Origin of the sequence: Parapedobacter sp. SGR-10 (assembly GCF_011030405.1) — a bacterium.
GTDB lineage: Bacteria > Bacteroidota > Bacteroidia > Sphingobacteriales > Sphingobacteriaceae > Sphingobacterium.
In genome coordinates this window covers 316,099-331,711 of the sequence record NZ_JAAJTJ010000001.1, presented here as the reverse complement: position 1 = coordinate 331,711, position 15,613 = coordinate 316,099, and the positions used below count along the sequence as shown (strand labels likewise).

Annotated in this window: 13 protein-coding genes; 9 read left to right on the top strand and 4 right to left on the bottom strand. The window is 43.2% G+C overall.

Annotated features, from left to right (window positions below):
• Nucleotides 1–1,050: 1,050 nt before the first annotated feature.
• A complete protein-coding gene (locus G5B00_RS01395) occupies nt 1,051–1,656 on the bottom strand; it encodes a hypothetical protein (RefSeq protein ID WP_163871452.1) in 606 nt (201 codons plus the stop codon).
• Between the two features lie 315 nt (nt 1,657–1,971).
• Nucleotides 1,972–3,030, bottom strand: coding sequence for an Mrp/NBP35 family ATP-binding protein (locus G5B00_RS01390; protein WP_163871451.1), 1,059 nt, complete (start codon nt 3,028–3,030; stop codon nt 1,972–1,974).
• Between the two features lie 867 nt (nt 3,031–3,897).
• Between G5B00_RS01390 and G5B00_RS01385 the strand changes: the two genes are divergently transcribed.
• Complete coding sequence (locus G5B00_RS01385) at nt 3,898–5,946, top strand: transglycosylase domain-containing protein (protein WP_163871450.1); 2,049 nt, start codon at nt 3,898–3,900, stop codon at nt 5,944–5,946.
• A 2-nt stretch (nt 5,947–5,948) separates the two neighbouring features.
• Nucleotides 5,949–6,494: a phosphoribosyltransferase gene (locus G5B00_RS01380; RefSeq protein WP_163871449.1), complete on the top strand. Its 546-nt coding sequence runs from the start codon at nt 5,949–5,951 to the stop codon at nt 6,492–6,494.
• Nucleotides 6,495–6,651: 157 nt separating this feature from the next.
• Here the strand turns inward: G5B00_RS01380 and G5B00_RS01375 are convergent, their stop codons facing one another.
• Together G5B00_RS01375 and G5B00_RS01370 are read right to left on the bottom strand one after the other, a co-directional pair.
• A complete protein-coding gene (locus G5B00_RS01375) occupies nt 6,652–7,218 on the bottom strand; it encodes a DNA-3-methyladenine glycosylase I (RefSeq protein ID WP_163871448.1) in 567 nt (188 codons plus the stop codon).
• A 62-nt stretch (nt 7,219–7,280) separates the two neighbouring features.
• A complete protein-coding gene (locus G5B00_RS01370; RefSeq protein ID WP_163871447.1) occupies nt 7,281–7,826 on the bottom strand; it encodes an REP-associated tyrosine transposase in 546 nt (181 codons plus the stop codon).
• Nucleotides 7,827–8,092: 266 nt separating this feature from the next.
• Here G5B00_RS01370 and G5B00_RS01365 point away from each other — a divergent pair, with 266 nt between their 5' ends.
• The 7 genes from G5B00_RS01365 to G5B00_RS01335 all read left to right on the top strand — a co-directional run bounded on the left by G5B00_RS01365 (nt 8,093) and on the right by G5B00_RS01335 (nt 15,596).
• Complete coding sequence (locus tag G5B00_RS01365) at nt 8,093–8,956, top strand: DUF4271 domain-containing protein (protein ID WP_163871446.1); 864 nt, start codon at nt 8,093–8,095, stop codon at nt 8,954–8,956.
• Between the two features lie 16 nt (nt 8,957–8,972).
• Nucleotides 8,973–9,740: a uroporphyrinogen-III synthase gene (locus G5B00_RS01360; RefSeq protein WP_163871445.1), complete on the top strand. Its 768-nt coding sequence runs from the start codon at nt 8,973–8,975 to the stop codon at nt 9,738–9,740.
• Nucleotides 9,741–9,940: 200 nt separating this feature from the next.
• Complete coding sequence (locus G5B00_RS01355; protein ID WP_205966244.1) at nt 9,941–11,239, top strand: SUMF1/EgtB/PvdO family nonheme iron enzyme; 1,299 nt, start codon at nt 9,941–9,943, stop codon at nt 11,237–11,239.
• 25 nt (nt 11,240–11,264) lie between these two features.
• The gene (gldL, locus tag G5B00_RS01350; protein ID WP_163871444.1) at nt 11,265–11,903 is read left to right on the top strand and encodes a gliding motility protein GldL; all 639 of its coding nucleotides are present in this window, start codon (nt 11,265–11,267) and stop codon (nt 11,901–11,903) included.
• Between the two features lie 41 nt (nt 11,904–11,944).
• On the top strand, nt 11,945–13,465 hold the full coding sequence (gldM, locus tag G5B00_RS01345; protein WP_163871443.1) for a gliding motility protein GldM: 1,521 nt from the start codon (nt 11,945–11,947) through the stop codon (nt 13,463–13,465).
• A gap of 14 nt (nt 13,466–13,479) precedes the next feature.
• On the top strand, nt 13,480–14,499 hold the full coding sequence (gene gldN, locus G5B00_RS01340; RefSeq protein WP_163871442.1) for a gliding motility protein GldN: 1,020 nt from the start codon (nt 13,480–13,482) through the stop codon (nt 14,497–14,499).
• Between the two features lie 230 nt (nt 14,500–14,729).
• Nucleotides 14,730–15,596 (top strand): cupin-like domain-containing protein, encoded by an 867-nt coding sequence (locus G5B00_RS01335; RefSeq protein WP_163871441.1) that lies wholly within the window; start codon nt 14,730–14,732, stop codon nt 15,594–15,596.
• Nucleotides 15,597–15,613 lie beyond the last annotated feature (17 nt).

Genomic DNA, 15,613 nt, shown 5'->3' with positions numbered 1-15,613 from the left:
ATATTAATAAACCTAGATAATTTGGTACATATAGGAACGGTTAACTTCTTAATTAATGATGTTGGGTGCTAGTAACCTATTCATTGACCAGTCCCCATGATTTACGGGTACTATCTACAGAGCAGTTGCGATCCATGTGCATAGGCATGATCGTAAAAGTAGCTGGGCAAATGCATTTGTGACAATGTATATTTTGTTAATAACGAAAGCTTCTTTATCCATGTCATAAACAATCTTGTTTGTACTGTCCGAAAAAAATCATGACATCCCCATTTACAGCTTTGCTTTCGCCATAGACAGCATACAGTTTGTCATAAACAGCTCATACTTCACCCTAAACTCAACAGTCTTTGCCGAAAAGGCAAACCACTTTATCGAAAAGTCAATACACATGGAAGCTAACAGGTCGGTAACGGATATGTCACAGCTACGTTTGCAACAAACCGTAGTGCGTCTGCCGTAAACGCAGTACAGTTTGCAACAAACGCTGCATTCTTTGCCACGTACACTGTATACTATATCACAGTGTACATGCACTTTATCCTAAACAGTAGTCGCGTTATGGTAGAAGCAATCCTGTTTATGGCCATCATTTTATTCAAAAAGGAATTCATCACTACTATGAAGGCATAACGAGATACGTCCACGCCGTCGGCTTTCTTCCAACGCCATCCGTATATCTTCTTCAAGATATTCGTCTACGCTATTCAGACAAATCGGATAGAGTCAGCCATTCTTTAGATTGCGTTTGTAGGTGGATTCATCCGTAACAATATGAAAAATGGCTTGATGACAATAAGTGACCACAAAAAAAATCCCGTAGCGGGGAGCTACGGGATTTTTTGCAGACCAATTATTATAATACAAGCTTGTGACATATTAGGGGGAGTCCCATTGTAAAATCTGTAGTCTTTGGTAAAGGTAGCGCAATGTCTATGGAGTATTGACATGTCTTTGAATGGAGGTTACTACCAATACATATGAATAAATAATAAAAAAGGAGGCTATCTCCAAAAGACAACCTCCTTTTATTAAAATATCAAGGGCCAGTTAGTCACTGAGTTTTTCGATGGAAACAATACGGATGAAACTCTCGGAACATCCTTCGTGATAACATCCGTTCTCTACATAGCCACAACTGGAGATCATTCCATTGTTATCAGCTCGGAAGTAGGTTTCGGCATTTTTTCGTTTTACGAACCAGTTGTTTTTGGCGAGTTTGTACACTTCGTCCAATGTCCAGATACCACCATATTGATGTGTTCCGATCTCTTCCCTGTTTTCTGTCCATTGTAACTGGTCTAATAGATTTTCTTGGCTATACCATTCAACGGAATATCCGAAGGATTTGAACGCGTCGATGGCTGTTTGCTTATCCCAACCTCCCTCGGGCATAGCGACATTGCCGATAAAATGGTATCTGAATTCCCTGCCGATGACCGTACCGGATTCCACCGTTATGGTTGTCAGGGTGGATATCAATTCGTCGTGATAGCGTAACATGGTATACGCATAGCTATTGTTGGATTCCTTCTTGAAATCGAGCCATGCCTTATAGCTTTTTTCATATTCATCCTGATAGGCTAATTCTTCTTTGTCACAGGATGTAGCGGTAATTAGTACCGATGCTAAGATGATGCGGAGGATTGTTTTCATGTGGATTTTATTTGGTTTCTTATGGTGTAATATTAGTTAAGATACGGGTTCTATATGGATATCGCTACACTTAAACGATAAAAGAGGTTGATATATTTGGGGTCACAAAAAAAATCCCGTAGCGGGGAACTACGGGATTTTTTGCAAACCAATTATTAACCTAAAATATGAAATTACTGTTATAACGGCGAGTTGTACGCCAATAGTATAACCGGCTGTTGGATTTAAGATTTTTTAACAGATAGGGGACTTCCGAGGTTTCCAAGCGGCGACCCATCAGCTTTGTCCTTAAAAATTCGGAAGTCTTTATCGTTTTTACCTATTTGCCAGTATACTCAACTCCTGTGCGACCCTTCCGGCCAGATCGGCAAAAGCCTTTGCTGTGGGATCGTCGTGATCCAAGGCGATCGGAAAACCGTTGTCTCCGGCATCGGCGACGGATTTGACCAGTGGTATCCCCCCAAGGAAAGGTACTTGGTTGTCCTCGGCCAAACGTTTGCCACCATCTTTTCCGAAGATGTAGTACTTGTTGTCCGGCAATTCGGCAGGCGTAAAGTAAGACATGTTTTCCACGATACCGACGATAGGGATATTGATGCCCTCCATACGGTACATGGCCATGCCTTTGATAGCATCTGCCAAAGCGACTTGTTGAGGTGTTGTGACAATGATGGCTCCGGCTATGGGGTACGTCTGTGCAACGGTAATGTGTATATCCCCTGTGCCGGGAGGCATATCCACGACCAGGTAGTCGAGTTCTCCCCACTCGGCGTCATTGAACAATTGTTTGATGGCGGATGTAGCCATAGGACCACGCCAAGGAATAGGTTGGTTCGGATCGGTAAAGAAACCTATGGACAATAATTTGAGGCCATATTTTTCAATGGGTTCTATCTTGGTCTTGCCATCGGGTGTCTGTGTCGCTGCGGGCTTGGCGCCTTGTAGACCAAACATAATCGGTAGCGATGGTCCATAGATATCGGCATCCAGGAGACCTGTCTTAGCTCCTGTCGCGGCCAAGGCTAGGGCAAGGTTGGAGGCTATTGTTGATTTTCCTACACCACCTTTGCCGGAAGAAACCAGAACGATATTCTTGATACCTTTTAACTGGTTGCTGTCTACAGCAGTAACGCGTGATGTCATGTTGATATCCACGGCGATATCTTTGTCCACGAAAAGCGCAATAGCATTTCGGCAGGCATGTTCAATATGTCCCTTGAGCGGGCAGGCCGGTGTCGTCAGTATGACGTCGAATTTAATTTTGTCCGGATAGATTTCGATATTTTGTATCATGTTCAGCGTCACCAGATCTTTTTTCAGATCCGGTTCTTCTACATGGCTCAATGCGTGTAATATTTGCTCTTTTGTAATCATGGTTTTGCGTAAGTAAAAGTCAAAAAGGTAAGGACAGCCTTTTTGGGAAAATATATATTATTACAAAGTTACGGATTGTAAGAGATAATCGTGTCATTTTGATGTTTTTAAACGGGAAAAGGAAAATTTGCAATTGGGGTTCATGGATTCCATTGAAAACAAACACTGATCCATAACTACCAAAAGGCTTGCCCATTTCAAGGCATCCTGTCGCACAATTCCGATGCTCAATAGCCCTGAACTGATGCCCTTAGTTTTGTCTCCCTAGGGCCATTGCACACAGTCCTGTCGACAAAACTGAACGGAGCTAGGGGCGTCCCAACGTACAGCCTCCCGTTGCAGGGCTATTCCTGCCGATGCTGGTGAAATGGGCGTTGCGCTTTCCACAACGGCTAGCTTTACCTACATATCAAGACGTTGTCTGCAAGCCAGCGTAAAAAGTACTATCCTCAAAAAAGGCCTTGTGTAGCATGGAAAGCAAGACCGTGGAGCTATGGTCTTGATGGCGTACATCCGGCACAATGCAAGCCTTTCAGTCTTTGGGAAGGGATTGTGGGGGGGAGACATCAAAAGGCGCTTCCATAGCGAAGCGTGGCGGCTTGAACAGGCTACACACAGTCTTGACCTTTTGCTTCTTTTCTGTCAAGAGAAAAGAAGTCGCCCTGCGCCGGCGAGAGAGGCGCATAAAAGTGTATAACAAAATCCTCCCTTTCGACCCAACACCATTCATAACATTAAAAATAATTATTTTAGCATTTGTCCCGTACAAACCCTTTCGTGCGTACAAAACAAATATACCCTGCATGGATTCCTACGTGGACAAAAAAAATACCCCTACTTTGAAAAAGTTCCTTATTTTAGCTGTGTATGAAGATGACTATCAGACAGAAGAAAGTATGGATTGTGGTGTTGGGTACATTGATCGTGCTGTTAGGAATAGGAGTTGCCGTAGGATTGTCCAAGCGGGGAGATATTCTTCGCCGTACGATGGTAAAGGTACAGCATAAGCTGAAAAAGGAGTACCACGTCGACTTGCATACTGCACGCTATGGCTTTGATGGGCTGACAACGGTCGTTTTTGAGGATATGGCCATCGTACCTGAACAAAGAGACACTTTGGCCCAAATGCAACGGCTGGCAGTCCGCATCCGTATATTACCCTTGCTTTGGGGGCAGATCAAGATCGGAAATCTGGATGTCACAAAAGGAAGGGTGTCTTTTGTGAAAGGCGATTCGACCAGCAACTATGATTTTTTGTTTCGTAAGAAGGATAAAGATAGTGTGCGGATAGAACAGCCCTCCGAAAAGAATTTTGCAGAATGGACAGAAAAGCTGGCCAAGCAGTTTTTTTCGCTAGTGCCGGAAAATTTAAAGGTACAGGATTTTGAGGTTTCCTATAGCGATACAGGTAGCACACAAAAAATCCGTGTTCCCGAAGCTATAGTGAGTGGAGGAGATTTTGAAACGTCTTTGTTTCTCAATGAACATGATGCAGAGTGGATGCTGAAAGGTCATGTGAATAGCAGCAGACAGAAGCTGCGCGTAGAGATATCAGCCAAGGAAAAAGGAACGGAACTTCCGTTCTTACGGCGTAAGTATGGGCTCAAAGTCAGTTTTGATAAGTTGATATTCGACTTGCACCCTATCAAGCGACAGGCAAAAGATTTGCTCAGTCTGGAAGGCGAAGTAGAATCGCACAACCTATTGGTTAATCACCGTCGATTGTCCAGTGAGGATATTGTCGTGCCGGAGATCAAGCTCGATGGAGGCTTTGATATATCCAATGACTATATAGCACTGAGCAAGGGCTCTTCGGTGTCGGTAGAAAAATTCACCGTAAGTCCACAAGCCAAATACACGCGAAAACCGAAAAGACAAGTAGAACTATCTGTACATACAGGAGTATTTGCGGCACAGGATTTTTTTGACGCTATTCCGCAAGGTTTGTTCGAATCGTTGGAAGGGGTGGAGGTGTCTGGAAATATCGCTTACGATTTAGATTTTGCGATAGAGCTTGACAATCCGGACAATATCGTGTTTCGTTCGTCTATTGACGACAAGGACCTGAAAGTCATCAAATGGGGTAAAGCACGTGTAGATTCGTTGAAGTATCCATTCGTCCATTCGGTATATGAGGATACCACCTTGGTGCGAAATATCGTCGTTGGTCCTCAAAATCCGAAATTTGTACCTCTACAGCAGATACCTTATGTACTGAAGACGACAGTCCGGAATACGGAAGACCCTTTTTTCTATAGGCACAATGGTTTTGAAGAGGAGGCGTTCAAACTGTCTATCTCGACCAACCTCAAAGAACGGAAATTCAAACGAGGGGCCAGTACGATATCCATGCAGTTGGTGAAGAACGTTTTCCTCAACAGGAAGAAGACCATGGATCGAAAGATCGAGGAGATCCTGTTGGTGTGGCTCATGGAAGCTTCCAAAGAGGTGAGTAAAGATCGACTGTTTGAAATTTACCTCAACATTATTGAATGGGGCAGGAACGTGTATGGTATCGCGGAGGCAGCTGAATATTATTTCCAGAAAAAACCGCAGGAGCTTACCTTGGGTGAGAGCCTGTTTTTATCCAGCATTATTCCCAGACCCAAGACGGGGCTTTCTTCGTTTGACCATACTGGGCATTTGAAGCCTTGGGTACAACGGCATTTCAATACGTATGGACATATCATGACCAAAGTGGGGGATCTGACCAATGTAGAAGTGCCGGAGTACTACGGTTTTTATCAAGTATTGTTGCAACCTCGATGGAGACCTGCGGCACCGGCTATTGTAGATACTGCAGATACAGCGAACCAAGATGTGGTCGAGGATCACGAAAGGGCCATGCGCGAGATAGAAGCGGAAGAAGCTACGAAAAAATCTATCCTGGACAAGCTATTTGGCAAAGAAAAATAATTATGGATCACATAGAAATAGACGGCCTGCGTTTCGAACGTTTTATCGATTACGAACAGATCAAAAAACGGATACGTTTGATGGGGATCGATATCAGTATGAAATATGAGGCCCGACACCCGGTCTTTGTTGGCGTTTTGAATGGCTGTTTTATGTTCATGGCCGATCTGATGAAACAGATCCATATTCCTTGTGAAATGTCTTTTATCAAGCTGGCTTCGTACGAGGGGATGGACAAGGGTGAGGTACTGGAGCTGATCGGTTTGGGGATCGATCTTCGGGGGAGACATGTGATCGTGGTGGAGGATATTGTGGATACGGGAACCTCGTTAAGACATACGCTGGCGGGTTTGGAAAGATCGGGAGTAGCGAGTCTCAGTGTATGTACGCTTCTGCTTAAGCCCTCTTGTCTACAATATGATTTTGACAATATTATGTACGTTGGGTTTGAGGTGGATAAAGAATTTGTGGTAGGCTATGGATTGGATTATAACGGGCAATGCCGTAATCTTCCCGATATTTATAGGAAGGTGTCTAAAAAGCCCTGAATTTCCAGTTCGTCATCCTGAGCATGTCGAATTGCGAAGCAATCATGAATGCCTTTGAAAACAGACATAGTATGAATAACGATCTCGTTCATAGTGAATGCTTTACTAGATTGAGATGTGTTCGACTTCGCTCAACATGACGGCTTTTTAGATCCTCTTATCTAAACCTACAGTTCACAAGATGATCATTGACCATGCCTACAGCTTGCATATATGCATAACATATCGTTGTTCCGAAGAATTTTATACCGCGTTTTTTGAGGTCTTTTGCGATGGCGTCAGATTCGGGTGTGGAAGTAGGGGCATTGCGTAGGCTTTCCAGTGTATTAACAATAGGTTGGCCATTGGGCATAAAACTATATAGATAGTTGTAAAAACTACCAAACTCTTGTTGGATGTCTATAAAGATGCGGGCAGCTTGTACAGCGGCGGCAACCTTGCCACGGTGTCGTACGATGGCCGGATCCTGGACTATTTCGTCTATTTGCCCTTCTGTGAATTGGGCTACTTTTTGTACTTCAAAGTCTGCAAAAAGCCTTCGGTATCCTTCCCGCTTTCGTAGGATGGTGAGCCAGCTCAATCCCGCTTGCGCTGATTCGAGTATGAGAAATTCAAAAAGTGTCTGTTCGTCTTTCGTGTGTTTGCCCCATTCTTCGTCGTGATATTTGACATATTCGGCGTCATCTCCGCACCAAGGGCAGCGTGTGATATGTTCTTTTGTCATGTTGTAAGATTTTTTTCTTATGCTGGCGCACGAATCCCTTCGTGTGCCCGACCTTTTCCAGTTTAACCAATATCACAAATTTCAATCGTCCCTAGTCCATTAGCATAATTAGTAGCACTACTATATTTCCAATGCCAAGGCTTCGTTACATAGCCTGCTTTCACAGGATTGTCGTGAATATAATCTACCTTTTGATCGATGACAGTGGAACTCCATAGTTCAATTGGTTTGTTATGATGTTGCCATAACATCCTTTTGTTTACATTCTTTTCCTTGTTAGCTGCCTGTACCATCATCCAGAGTAGCCAGTCTTTTCGACTTTCTTCAGCGTTACTTTCAATGGCTTTTTGAATCTGTTGCGAGGAATATCTCTTGATATTGCCCAATAAAAGTTCCGGTTTATTATTTTTATCCCTAAAGATCATGTGGACATGGCTAGGCATGATACAGTAGGCGTATAGTTCGAGTCTGTCCTTTGCATAAAATTTGAGTGTATCGATAAATATAGAACAATATTCCTCTCTTGTGAATAAGTCAATCCAATAAACTACAGCAAAACTAACAAAATATAACCCTTCGGGATTATGAAATTTATATTTTCGGCTCATGCATCGCAAGGATTGTTCCATACAAAGATAGCGTAGTCTTGTAGTAGAATGAAAAGGAGACTGAAATAAATTGAGCACACGAAAGGATTCGTGCGCTAGCTTTTAGATTCGTGTGCTAGCGTTAGTTAGATACCACTAAAAAATCATACCTTTGATTGCGCATGAAACACATGGTACTAAAATTGACGGAAGTTAGCAAAAAAAAGGTTTTTTCAATCCTTTTCTTTTTATTCTTTTTCAATTTTTTGCATCTCTTCGCCCAAAATGTGCCTTCATCATCAGCTATCGATTCACTGGCTTATGTCCGGCATGTGCACGATTCATTGTCCCGGGAATACGTTTTTTTGAATGAGGCAAGAGCCAATCCGCTATTGGACAGCCTGCGGCAACACATTGTTGTAGAAGGCAATGATTTCATCCGATGGATGGGCTTCATGGATTCTTTGTCTGAGGCAAAAGCAGGTCATGCGGCAGAAGTGGCTGTGACCAAATTTGTACGGCCGGTTTGGGTGATCGTGGTATTGTTGTTGCTGATCTTAGGCATAGGTCTGGTACGTCTTTTTTTTACATCCTTATTCCGAAATATTGTGCAGGCATATTACGACAAGCAGGTCTTGCAAAACATCAGCAAAGAGGACAGTGTATTGACGTCTTGGCCCTATATCTTTCTCTATATCCTGTTCAGTTTTTCATTGGCACTTTTCTTATTGGTGTATGTGTCGGCTTTTAGGGATATGGAGGTATTGTCTTTGTCCAATTTCTTTAGGCTGTCGGGATCTGTGGCTTTGTTGTTTGCCGCAAAAATCCTTGTACTACGTCTGATAGGTTCTGTCTTCGAAATCGAGCGGCTTGTGCGGGAATATATTGTGGTGTTGTATCTGGTTTACTTCAATAGTATGCTTATCCTTATACCCGGTCTGTTGATATTTACTTTTGTACCTGTTTTTTACTTTAAATTTTTGTTAATTTTATTCTCTGGAGCGGTGTCTGTACTGTTTTTATACAGGTTCTTTACGATCGCCTTCCACATGCTCGGGCAACTAAAGTTTTCAATCTTTTATTTAATTCTTTATCTTTGCACCTTAGAAATAGCACCGATTTTAATTTTAGTGAAGATGCTAAGCCATTAAATTAAAGAGAGAATTTATGCAGATTGATGTTGCGCGAGCAAAAAAAGTGAAAAGTATATTAGTTACTTTGCCTAAGCCTGAAAACGACAAGTCACCTTATTTTACGTTGGCTTCGAAGTATAATCTCAAGTTGGATTTTCGTGGTTTTATTCATGTTGAAGGAGTTTCGGCAAAGGATGTGCGGAAAGAGCGAATCAACTTTGCGGACTATTCAGCCGTGATATTTACGAGTAAAAATGCGGTTGATCATTTCTTTAGAGTATGCGAAGAGATGCGTTTTGAAGTGTCGGCCGATATGAAGTACTTCTGTATTTCTGAAGCCATAGCGTTGTACCTCCAAAAGTATATCCAATACCGTAAACGTAAGATTTTCTTCGGCAAGCAGACGGCCAAAGACTTGGAAGAAGTACTTAAAAAGCACAGTGACGAGAAATTTCTGTTCCCTTGTTCGGATGTAGCCAATGAGGAAACACAAAAATGGTTGCAGGACAATGGATACGATTTTACACCTGTGGTGCTGTTTCGTACCGTCATCAGTGATATCACCGATCTGAAGGACGTATTTTACGATATCATCGTCTTCTTTAGCCCATCCAGCGTACAGTCATTATACGAAAACTTTCCGGACTTTGTCCAAAATGATACGCGGATAGCTGCCTTTGGTTCCAGTACGCAGCAGGCCTTGTTGGAAAAAGGGTTGATATTGGATATCCCTGCACCTACACCGACAGCACCAAGTATGACTATGGCTGTAGAGCAGTATATAAAGCAGGTGAACAAATAAAAGGAAAGCAGTACGGAGTGCTGCTTTTTATTGTTGAAACAACTGTTAAAAGATGTTAAAAGTGGATAGATTGTTACATAATTTTATTTTCTTTTGTAAAGTCTAAACAAAGTAAAACATTATCCTGTACATTTGCGTACTTAGAAAAGCGTATATTAGAGGCTCGAAAACATATGGTTTTCCTAGCTAGATGAATTTTTATGAACTTTAACAAATACAATTTTGCCTGTTATGTGTTTCTGTTTGCAGGATTGATCCTGTTACAAATGGGCTGTAAGAGTCCAGGGAATTCAGGAGAATTGGTAGGGGTGCAGTTGAATAAACTGAAGGCGAATAAAACGCCTCACGGTATGGTTTTGATCCCGGGAGGAACCTTTATTATGGGACAGTCTGACGAAGATATTACCTTTTCGCAGACCGCTCAAAACAGGCAGGTGACCATTGCTCCGTTTTATATGGATGATACAGAGATATCCAACAGCGAATACAGACAGTTTGTATTTTGGGTAAGAGATTCTGTGTTGATCCACAATTTTCTTGGGGATGATACTTATTTCATACAATCGGCCAATGGCGATAAAAGATACATCGATTGGGACAAAGTGTACAAAAACTCCCCATGGAAGTCTAAGGATCCTAATGTATTGGAAAAGATAAGTAGCATGTACTATCAGGGAGAGGACAGGATATTCGGCAAGAACGAATTGGACCCCAACTTGCTACGTTATCATTATGAATGGTATGATCTGCAGGCTGCCATAGCCGCAAAAGGTAATCCAACAAAGAAAAGGTCCGATTTTATACGTCGTGATACCATGTTTGTCTATCCGGATACCACAGTATGGCTCGCCGACTTTAGCTATGCGCAGAACGAGCCTATGGTGAACGGTTATTTTTCACATCCGTCGTACAACGAGTACCCTGTAGTCGGTGTCACGTGGAGACAAGCACAGGCTTTCAATGTCTGGAGAACCCGCCTATTCAATAACGCAGCATATAAAAACAAGCAACAGCCTCGTTTGGACTACGAACTGCCCTCAGAGGCACAATGGGAATATGCTGCCCGGGGAGGTAAGGTAGGGATGCAGTATCCCTGGGGTGGACCTACGGCACGTAATGCCCGTGGCTGTCTGATGGCCAATTTTAAACCGGGGCGCGGAAACTATATGGATGACGGTGCTGCATATACCGCACCTGTTTATTCTTATTTTCCCAACGACTTTGGTTTGTACAATATGGCTGGCAACGTAGCCGAATGGACTAAATCTACTTATAACGAATCGGCTTATTCGTTTGTGCATGATATGAACCCGACTTATACGCATCATGCTAAAGCAGACGATCCTTTAGCGATGAAGCGTAAAGTGGTGCGGGGAGGATCCTGGAAAGATATAGGCTTCTTTTTGCAGAATGGGACGAGACAGTACGAATACCAGGATACGGCGAAATCTTATATCGGATTTAGGTCGATAACGAATTTTCCGGGAGTGACTCATTAACATAGAAAATATATTTTATCAAAACATGGCAAAGAAAAAGAAGTTTGGCTTTGGGATCAATACCTTCATCAATTGGGGGGCTACCGTCGTTATTATTGGTTTGATGTTTAAGATATTGCACTTTAAAGGTGGCGAATGGATGATTGGAGTCGGTCTGGCGGTGGAGGCTGTCCTCTTTTTTATCATGGGATTCATATCTGCCGAGAAAGAGGTGGACTGGACAAGGGTGTATCCGGAACTGGATGAAGACTATAATGGCGAATTGCCGAAGCGTACCGCTTCTGTAGCTGCTCAACCTGTCGCTATAGGAAATACAGCTGCGTTGGATAAATTGCTGCAAGATGCTAAAATCGATGAAAACCTCATCGGGAATCTGGGTGACGGTCTTCGGACTTTTGGAGACAAAGTGGCGGCAATCTCTAAGGTTGCTGATACAGCCTCAGCAACAAATCAGTTTGCGGACAAGCTGAATGCTGCTTCGATCGGCGCTTCGCAACTGAGCCATGCTTTTGACCGTGCTGCTGCAGATCTACAGACATTTAATGAGTCAGCGGCCGACATGCAGCAATTTAAAGAGCAAGTAAGCACATTCAATAAAAACCTGTCGTCATTAAATGCGATTTACGGCAACATGTTGTCTGCGATGAGTGCTAATCGGTCCTAATATTCTTTGTATCTAAATTTTTAAAAGGAGCATAGAAAATTATGGCAGGACATAAAGAAACACCAAGACAGCGGATGATAGGTATCCTTTATTTGGTGCTGCTCGGCTTAGTGGCACTAAATGTAAGTGATTCTATCCTCGATGCATTTAAAAATCTTGGGAATAGCTTGAATACGTCAACACAGAATACGCAGGCGGGTATAGACAATATGTTTTTGGCTTTTCGGGAGACGAAGATGAAGGAGAACCCGGAGCGCGCCAAGCCATTGTTGGATAAGGCCGAACAAGCGCAACAATTGGTGGCAAAGCTGACGGAAAAGCTCGAGGAATACGATCAATTGCTTACGCAAGAGGGTGGAGGAATGAATGAAGAGACAGGAGATGTTACTTTTCGGAGCAGTACCGATATCTCAGCTCGTTTGATGATCAATCAGAAAAGGGGTAAGGAACTGCGTGAGATGATTAATTCTACAGCGGCAGAATTGAAAAAACTGACAAACAATGAAGTTAATTTTTCGTTGTCCGCTGAGGATCCTAAACCAAGAGGAGGAGTGAAAAGAAGTTGGGAAGAAGTCAACTTTGGCGATGGCATACCATTGACGGCAGCAATCACGGCTCTGGAGAAGATCCATGCCGATGCGAAAAATGCCGAGTCGGCTGTCGTGAAACATATCTTTGGAAAAATGGATCAGGCTGTAGTCAATCTGGATAAATTTGCGGCAGTGGCCGTTGCTCCAACGTCCTATCTGATTGCTGGGCAGCCCTACACCGCCAAGGTATTCCTAACGGCTTACGATTCGAAATCTACTCCGCAGATATCCGTAAACGGATCGTCTATACCTGTTGTGGACGGACAGGGTACCTATACAGTCACCCCGGGTGTAGGCACACACACTTGGAAAGGCTCTATCCAAGTACAACAGACAGATGGCACAGTCAAGGTATATGAAACAGAGCCAATGACATTCCAGGTGGCTAAGCCATCTGCGGTAGTCTCCCCGGATGCAATGAATGTGTTTTACATTGGGGTAGACAATCCTATTTCCATATCGGCTCCCGGTATTCCGGCAGAGAGTTTGAAAGTCTCCGGAGCAGGGGTCAATCTCACTTCGCGGGGAGATGCCAAGTATATCGCACGGGTGTCGTCTCCCGGTGATGTCACACTGAATGTCTCCGCTACGATCGATGGAAAGGTACAGAATCTCGGTAGTTCCAAGTTTCGTGTGAAACGTATTCCAAGACCCACTGCGCGTGTAGCAGGTAAAGATGGGGGAAGGATTTCGGCAGCACAATTGCGTGGACAGACTGTCGTGTCGGCCGCCTTAGACAATTTTGATTTTGATGCGAAGTTTTCGGTGACCAAATTTAACATGTATATTGCTAAGCCGAGGGTAGATCCTTTGGTATTCGCCGCCTCTGGAAATAATTTTTCAGGACAGATGAAAACCGCATTGGGTGGATTGACCTCAGGATCGGTCGTCATGATCTATGATATTGTAGGGGTAGGGCCGGACGGTGTGGCACAAAACTTGAACCCCATTACGTTCCAAGTAACGAACTAATAGAAGGGAATTCTATGAAGAAGATAATATTTTTGTTAACGATAGCTTTAGGTATTTCTCTACCTACATTTGCGCAGCAAGCCAATCTTTCCAATAGCACCAGTCCTGTGCCTATGGAAAAGCCCGTGGATGGCTATTTTGTCAAGTCCGATATAGAAAACCGTAAAGTAATCCCCTATGCACCTGTTCGACAGACAGATGTTGCCTATCAAAAGCGGGTATGGAGAGAGATCGACTTGCGTGAAAAGCTGAACCAAGTTTTTGCATCACCTAAATCGAGGCTGATGGACATCTTGGTCAATGCCATTCAGGCAGGGGAGCTGACAGCCTATGACCCTACGCCTACGGAAGAAAATCCTACGGGGGACAATTTTGAGCATATGGCGGTACTGTCCATCGATCAGGTCATGGCAAGGTTGGGAGGAGACAGTGTATTGGTAGAGCAGTTTAATGAAAACAATGAGGTGATTAGCTCCCATTACGAAAATCGTGCTTTCAGTGGAGAGAATGTCCTCAAATTTCGTATCAAGGAAGATTGGATTTTTGACAAACAACGTTCTGTATTTGAGCCACGTATTATCGGGATCGCACCGTTGATCACACCGGACATACCGGGTGCAGATGCGCTTCCGGTCAGTGATGGCAATACAGGAAGTGCAGATCCGTTTGATCCATTTGCACCACGACCGGAAAATACGGGCGAAAACAATACGGCCAATGAACAAGTACCTGTTCCAGTGCAAAACGATCCCACCATTCAGATCGATCCTATCCCTGCTTTTTGGATTTATTTTCCCGAAGCCAGGCATGTGTTGGTCAATAAAGAGGTGATGAACCGGCATAATGATGCGACAGGGTTGAGTTACGACGATGTATTTATCAAAAGGATATTTGCAAGTTATATCATCAAACAATCCAATACCGAAGACCTGAGGATCAAGGATTATGTAGGAAATGATATAGAAAGGCTTCTTGAATCCGAGCGTATCAAAAAGACGTTGATGGACTTTGAACAAGACCTATGGTCTTATTAATCAATTAAGTGATTACGATCACTTGTTTTTTCAAAATATTTCTACAACTTGGTCTTTAGAACTTTTCTAAATAAATATTGGAAAATGTGTTCTGGACTTTGAAATGTAGAAATATTTTTTTTTAAGTTTGTATTGGTTATTTGAGGAGTGTACTATATACAGATCCTTCAAGTATCAATGATATGCGGTTAGAAGAAATGTTTAAGTGTTGTATTTAAATTAAGTAGCTTGTGAAACTGAAACCTGTCAATAGCATTTCGGGTGTCGCTCCAAAGGATTTTGTGAGGGATTATCTCAATAAAGGTCAGCCCGTTATCATTAAAGACTTTATCAGTCCGGATAGTCCGTGCTGGGGCAAGTGGAGTTACGACTATTTTAAAGAAATAGCGGGTAACGAACAGATCGACGTCTACGGCCGTGAAGAGGAAGCTCAAAACCATGCGGCAAGTCCACCGATAGGACGCATGAGTTTTGCAGAGTATTTGGACAAGATCAGCACCGAACCTACGGAACTGCGCTTGTTTTTGTTCAATCTGTTGAAGATCCGGCCAGAACTGAAGAAGGATGTGATCTATAATGATCCTACAGGAGGTAAGGTATTGCAAGGCTTGCCATTTATGTTTTTTGGGGGTGAGGGTTCGGCAACACGCAATCACTTTGATATAGACATGTCCCATGTCTTTATCACGCAGATTCAAGGTAAGAAACGTATCTGGGTGTTTCCGAATGAGCAGTCGGATCTGATGTACAAGTTACCGTACAACTTCCATAGTATTGCCAATCTGAAGACAAGCAGTGTTGAAGAATATCCGGCGTTGAGATATTTGGACGGTTACGAAGCCGTGATCGGTCCCGGAGAGACGTTGTACATGCCTGCGGGCTGGTGGCACTACATTCAGTACGAAACAGAGGGATACTCCATTTCGGTGCGTGCCTTGGCCAATTCTTTTGGTGAGAAGCTCAAAGGTGCACGCAACTTGTTCATTACGCGTCATTTCGACGATACCATGCGCAAGATCTTTAAGGACAAATGGCTCCATTACAAAATCGGTACGGCTAGAAAACGTGCCGATCGAGCGATGAAGCGGTATAGATAACAAATAAAAGCAGCGAT